Source organism: Aequorivita flava, from assembly GCF_038742595.1.
GTDB classification, from domain to species: domain Bacteria; phylum Bacteroidota; class Bacteroidia; order Flavobacteriales; family Flavobacteriaceae; genus Aequorivita; species Aequorivita marisscotiae.
This window is the reverse complement of record NZ_JBANCF010000025.1, coordinates 1-5,866: the sequence shown is the minus strand read 5'-3', so window position 1 is coordinate 5,866 and position 5,866 is coordinate 1. Positions and strand designations below refer to the sequence as shown.

The 5,866-nt window shown below is 32.6% G+C and carries 5 protein-coding genes; all 5 read left to right on the top strand.

Features of this window, described 5'->3' with window-relative positions; all coding sequences use genetic code 11:
• Positions 1–482: 482 nt before the first annotated feature.
• A complete protein-coding gene (locus tag VZD24_RS15030) occupies positions 483–776 on the top strand; it encodes a helix-turn-helix domain-containing protein (protein WP_150315333.1) in 294 nt (97 codons plus the stop codon).
• On the top strand, positions 773–1,867 hold the full coding sequence (locus VZD24_RS15025) for an AccI family restriction endonuclease (protein WP_342688083.1): 1,095 nt from the start codon (positions 773–775) through the stop codon (positions 1,865–1,867). The genes VZD24_RS15030 and VZD24_RS15025 overlap by 4 nt, the downstream gene beginning before the upstream one ends.
• A 2-nt stretch (positions 1,868–1,869) precedes the next feature.
• The gene (locus tag VZD24_RS15020) at positions 1,870–3,516 is read left to right on the top strand and encodes an Eco57I restriction-modification methylase domain-containing protein (RefSeq protein WP_342688082.1); all 1,647 of its coding nucleotides are present in this window, start codon (positions 1,870–1,872) and stop codon (positions 3,514–3,516) included.
• Positions 3,517–4,918: 1,402 nt separating this feature from the next.
• The gene (locus VZD24_RS15015; RefSeq protein WP_342688081.1) at positions 4,919–5,329 is read left to right on the top strand and encodes a RidA family protein; all 411 of its coding nucleotides are present in this window, start codon (positions 4,919–4,921) and stop codon (positions 5,327–5,329) included.
• A gap of 4 nt (positions 5,330–5,333) precedes the next feature.
• Entirely contained in the window at positions 5,334–5,750 is a 417-nt protein-coding gene (locus VZD24_RS15010; protein WP_342688080.1) for an SRPBCC domain-containing protein, read from the top strand.
• The last annotated feature ends 116 nt before the right edge of the window (positions 5,751–5,866 follow it).

The window sequence follows — 5,866 nt, the reverse complement described above, 5'->3', positions numbered from 1 at the left end:
CGGGGATTATCAATGTTGTCGAAGTCTAAAGCTTCACCGTATATAGTAACCTTACTCCGCTCTTTTGTTCTTTCTGATTAATACTTAAAATTAACTTATTTAGTGAAAATCAAACTTAAGACGTATATAGCTCATAGCTAGTCAGTTGCTTAATCGAAGTTAAGGTATATTTGCTAGTCCGCCAAATTTTTTAATTTGGCTTATTGAAAAAAAAGATAATAAGAAAAATTAAAAAATTCGGCTCGTGCTTCATCCGAAAATAATTTCATAATTTGCACGCTACGAGCCATATACAAGCCCGTTACCTGCAAGCTGAAAAAACACCACCGCACGTTCAAGCACATTTCATTTTGCTCGTACCTCACAAAATAAAAAGAGCTTTCACTTCCCCACCACCACCCGAAAAAAAAATTAAATGAAAACCGATTAATCGAAATTAATTATTAAATTTGACTGATTTAGGTCAAGTCAAAATAAGGAAAATGACGATTGGACAAAAAATAAGAGAATTACGAGAAGAAGCTCAAATGTTACAACGTGAACTTGCTTACAAGTTAGAAGTTGGTGATGCATATTTGAGTAAAATAGAGAGAAACCAAAAAAACTTAAAAAAAGAACATTTGAAAACTATCAGTAAACTTTTCAAATACTCATATGAAGAATTGGAAACACTATGGTTAGCAAACAAAGTGTACGACCTTATAAAAGATGAAAAAAAAGCAATTGATGTTTTAAAAGTTGCTGAACAAGAAATAAAATATCGAAAAACAATATGACCTACTTTGAAGAATTAAGAGAAATAACGAAATCTATTCCAACTTCTATTGTTGATTTTACAATCCCAAGAGATAGAACTTCACCGCCAACACAGGCATCATCTAATTTTATTACAAACAAAGAACAAGGAGATTGGGCAGAAGATTTAATTTTTAGAGCAATAAATGAAACTTCAAAAAATTACGTTGCTGTTCGATACGGAAAATCTGATGATTTAATAGCAGGTGATGCAGGATTTGATGAATTCTATACCGACTTTCAAGACGAACTTGATACCATTGGAAAACGACCTGATTTATTAGTTTTTAAAAAAGAGGATTTTGACCAAAATCTTGGCTACGACATAAGTAAAATTGCACACTCTAAAATAACAGAGTACGTAAAAAAAGCAATTGCAGGACTTGAAATTCGTTCAAGTGCATTTCTGATTGATAAATATGAAAATGAAATGCAGGAAAGAACCAATTATCATTTAAAAGAAGCATTAAAAATCAGGGATGTTTTAATAAATGACTTTGCAAAAGAGTTCGAACATCCAAAAAAGAAACCTCATTTGGAAGTACTCAAAAGTATAACAGAGGAAACCATAAATGCAATAACTTTCAGAAGACCAAGTTGGAACTCAACAGAAAGGTTACAGCAATTAACTTTATTATTCAAAGACTTAAAAGAACATATTAAAATCGTCCAAAAAAGAGACTATTTAAGTATTACACCAAAAGTTGAAGATATAAAAGTTGTTTACAAGTGGGCGGAAACATTTAACGTTCCTCACTATTATTTTCAAGTATTCTTTGACAAATCTTACGGAATTTCTTTTAGCAATATTTTATCTCTTATTACTGATTCAGACAAAGAGGGAGAACATTATGAAATTTCCAAAGACATAAAAAATCAAAATAAGACCACTATTAAAATTAATACTAGAAACACCAATCAGGTTGCTTATAAAGTTGAAGAGCCAGAACATAAGAGTGTTAGACGTGAAATGGGTAGAGGAAGATTATTGTTTTATGTCACTTTTGATAAAGGAACAGCATATTTAGACATTGATAGTCTAAAAGATTTATTAAACATAGAAGATTTTTAAATATGAATTTAGAAAAAATATATACTAAAAAGACTGCTATCGACCATCGTAAAGAGTATGCTCAATTTTTTACACCACAACCGATAGCAGACCTTATGGCTGATTGGTTACTTGGTAATGAGTCATTAAAAACTGTTTTAGAGCCAGCTTTTGGTTTAGGTATTTTTTCAAGAACACTTTTAAAAAAGAAAAAGAATTTAAAAATCAAAGGTTTTGATATAGATGAGAACATTTTTAAAGATGCTTCCGATTATTTCAAAACTCATAAAAACGTTTCTTTAAATCTTGAGGACTATATGTATAATGGATGGAAAAACAAATATGATGGTATTATTTGCAATCCACCTTATTTAAAATTCCACGATTACGACAATAAAGAAATTTTAAAAGAAGTAGAAAGATATTTAAAATTTAAATTTAACGGATTTACTAACTTATATACTCTCTTCCTTCTTAAATCTATTTTTCAATTAAAGAAAGGTGGCCGAATAGCCTATATTATTCCTTCGGAGTTTTTAAACTCTGATTATGGTAAACTTGTCAAGGAATATCTTTTAAAAACAAGGACATTAAGACACCTTTTTGTAATTGATTTTAAAGAAAACGTATTTAATGATGCAATGACAACAGCTTCTATTCTTCTTTTAGCAAATGACGAACATAATTCTGAAATTGAAATAACCAATATCCAATCAAAATCTGACTTAAAATTAATTGAGGGGTACATTAGTTCATATCCAAATGCTAAAGGCGAATTTACTTACAAGCCATCTGATTTAGACCCAAGTGTTAAATGGAGACAATTTTACCAAGTTCAGAACTCTATAAATTATAAAAATCTCGTTCCATTTTCTACTTACGCTAAAGTTGTAAGAGGTATCGCAACAGGAGCAAATGAATATTTTACATTTAGAAAATCAAAAGCCGAAAAATATTCTATTCCCAATGAATGCCTTTTGCCTTGTATTTGTAAAGCGAAAGACGTGAAAGGCAATTTTTTCACTAAATCAAATTATGAGAGCCTCATCGAAAATGATGAATTGGCTTATCTTTTCAACGGTAAGGATTCCGAAAACAAAAAGGTTGCTGAATACATAGTTTTAGGTGAAAACGAAAAAGTAAATGAAAAGTATTTAACCAAAAAAAGAAAGCCTTGGTATTCATTAGAAAATAGACCACCCGCACCAATTTGGGTTTCTGTATTTAATAGAAATGGTGTTAAGTTTATTAGAAATGAAGCAAACATTTCTAACCTGACAACCTTTCATTGTGTTTATCCAACAAACTCGGATTTATTTTCAGATGTTCCTATAGATTTATTATTTGCTTACCTATTAACAGACGTAGCAAAAGAAATCTTTAGCGACAATAGAAGAGAATATGGTAATGGTTTGAAAAAATTTGAACCTAACGATTTGAACAAATCCAAAATGCTTGATTTATCTAAACTATCTCAAGAACAAGTTGAGAGAATTTTAAATCTTTATTCGGATTTTAAAGACACAAAAGAAGAACAATATATCAAACAAATTGATGAAATTTTACGGCTGGAATTTGCCAACGCTAAAAGCCATACACATTTGCAATTCGCTACAGCCAAAACACAAGCCAAAATTGCAAAAGAGTATGTCTTTGCCAACGCTGAATGAAAGTCTGAATAAAAAAGCCAGCAGGTAACAATGTATAAAAATAATAGCGGTTTAATCGCTAAAACGAAAGTAAGTGAATATGAAAAAGGTCTGTGTTTAACTGAAAAATTAGGGTGTGAAAATCCGCTACTATTCTTATACTAGACCGTTACCTGTAATTGCTCCGACGAAATTTCCAGACAAATAATCTGACTAAAAAAGTCGTCTATTCGGAAAAATTCAAGCGGATAAATTGACGGCTGACTTTTTGCTCGAAAGCGGAAAAATCCAAAATGCGGACTTAATTCGGAACCGAACAATTTTAACGGATTTGCCCACTTAAACGGAATCGAATCGATTTTTGACAAACTGCGCGGAATATTACGCCGACTTGATTGCGGATAATCCGATCGTGCCACTGTTGTGTGTCGCAAAAACAGGTAACAACGCATAACGCCCAATGCTCAATTTTTCCTTATCGGAAAAATCGCCCGGGCGGGAAATAAGGTATTTTTTATGTAATTTAGTCTGTGCATCACGCATCGTGCGTTATACAAGACCGTTACCTGTAATTGCTCCGACGAAATTTCCAGACAAATAATCTGACTAAAAAAGTCGTCTATTCGGAAAAATTCAAGCGGATAAATTGACGGCTGACTTTTTGCTCGAAAGCGGAAAAACCCAAAATGCGGACTTAATTCGGAACCGAACAATTTTAACGGATTTGCCCACTCAAACCGAATCGAATCGATTTTTGACAAACTGCGCGGAATATAACGCCGACTTGATTGCGGAAAAGCCGTTCGTGCCACTGTTGTGTGTCGCAAAAACAGGTAACAACGCATAACGCCCAATGCTCAAATTTTCCATATCGGAAAAATCGCCCGGGCGGGAAATAAGGTATTTTTTATGTAATTTAGTCTGTGCATCACGCATCGTGCGTTATACAAATCCGTTATGTTCAATGCCTCCGAATTGAATTCTTGCGAATTAATTCGGAGGCATTTAATTTGGGCGTATTTGCGAATTATGACTGGAAATTAACGCAGCCCAATTGACAAAAAAACAAGCTGAATAAAATGCAGCGGACTTGCATCGGACAGTACCAATCGGTTATTTAAACACAAAATTGAGTTTCGGAATTATTGCACAAAATTTTAATCGGACTTGTTTGGCGGAAAAAATAAATTTCGACAAAAATCATAAACTGAAACTGTAAATTTTGACTTGGATTTCTGACTCGGACGTGCCACTGTTATGCGTCGGCACTAAACATAACAATGCATAACGCCCAATGCTCAATTTTTCCTTATCGGAAAAATCGCCCGGGCGGGAAATAAGGTATTTTTTATGTAATTTAGTCTTTGCATTACGCATCGTGCGTTATACAAGACCGTTACCTGCAAGCTGAAAACAACGAACAATGGAGAATAAAATGGAACATATAAATCCAGATGGACTAATAAAAAATTCTGCGTTTTCTCAAATCATAACGACTGAAGGAAACGGAAAGACAATTTATATCGGTGGACAAAATGCAGTAAATGGAAACGGAGAAATTGTAGGAAAAAATGATATTTTACAGCAAACCGAGCAAGTAATGAAAAACCTTGAAATTGCTCTTAAATCTTGTGGAGTAAATTTTGAAAGTTTAGTGAAATTAAGCATTCATATTGTCCAAGGGCAGAATGCTTATGGTGCATTTCAAGTTTCACAGAAATTTTTAGGACAAAACCCAAACCCACCGATTATTACAGTTTTGTACGTTACAGGACTAATAAATCCAGAATTTTTAATTGAAATTGACGCGATAGCATTTAAACCTGAAAAATAAGAAAATGGAAAATCAAGTCGGAAAAACCAAAGACGTAGGATTTCAATTCGGAATAAGGAAAACCTTTCCTGTTTCGACTGAAAAGGTTTGGGACTTTTTATTTTCAAAAAATGGACTAAAAATTTGGTTGGGTAAATTGAAAAATGAACTTGAAATTAAAAAAGAATACGAAACTGAAAATGGCATAACAGGACTTGTCCGTGTTTTTAAAGCAAATTCCCATATTCGACTGAATTGGAAATCGAAAAATTGGGAAAATATGTCAACAATTCAAATTAGAGTCATTGGAAATCAAGAAAAGACAACAGTTGCAATTCACCAAGAGAAATTATTGAACGCTGAACAGAGAGCAGAAATGAAAGAACATTGGAACGAAATAATGAACAAAATAGGAACTGAAATAAAAAAAGCCAGCAGGTAACAAAGAACTGAGGTAAAAAACAACATATTTCTTCATTAATTTTTGACATTATTATTCTAGGCTTACAGATTGAAAGATGGATCTATAAGCTGTTTTTTTATTTAGATTTTGGTTAT

What these genes read in the sequence shown, in the direction of transcription:
- VZD24_RS15030 (WP_150315333.1), top strand. Translation starts at nt 483, where the DNA reads ATGACGATTGGACAAAAAATAAGAGAATTACGAGAAGAAGCTCAAATG.
- VZD24_RS15025 (WP_342688083.1), top strand. Translation starts at nt 773, where the DNA reads ATGACCTACTTTGAAGAATTAAGAGAAATAACGAAATCTATTCCAACT.
- VZD24_RS15020 (WP_342688082.1), top strand. Translation starts at nt 1,870, where the DNA reads ATGAATTTAGAAAAAATATATACTAAAAAGACTGCTATCGACCATCGT.
- VZD24_RS15015 (WP_342688081.1), top strand. Translation starts at nt 4,919, where the DNA reads ATGGAGAATAAAATGGAACATATAAATCCAGATGGACTAATAAAAAAT.
- VZD24_RS15010 (WP_342688080.1), top strand. Translation starts at nt 5,334, where the DNA reads ATGGAAAATCAAGTCGGAAAAACCAAAGACGTAGGATTTCAATTCGGA.